Origin of the sequence: Phytobacter sp. V69, from assembly GCF_965644215.1 — a bacterium.
Classification (GTDB): domain Bacteria; phylum Pseudomonadota; class Gammaproteobacteria; order Enterobacterales; family Enterobacteriaceae; genus Phytobacter.
The window spans coordinates 1-205 of sequence record NZ_CBFFRL010000614.1 but is presented as its reverse complement, the minus strand read 5'-3'; the positions used below and the strand labels follow the sequence as shown (position 1 = coordinate 205).

The window sequence follows — 205 nt, the reverse complement described above, 5'->3', positions numbered from 1 at the left end:
GCGAGTAACATGAAGTACCGGCAGTTAACCGAGGGCATACGATACCAGATTGCCCTGTTGTTTGGTGAGAAGATTAGGCTGTGTCCCTTAATTGCATAACCTCTTGTAAAACAATCGGATGCAACCCGGCTTCACCATTGAAAGATAATTCCTCGCCGTTTTGTCGTAACGTGTTGCAATGCGCCGGTATTCTTTCAGGCGACCA

General features: G+C 47.3%; 1 pseudogene. It reads right to left on the bottom strand.

The window, feature by feature from the left end:
• Window positions 1-87: 87 nt before the first annotated feature.
• Window positions 88-205: pseudogene (locus ACSZPU_RS26620) on the bottom strand (IS5/IS1182 family transposase); the annotation flags it as partial.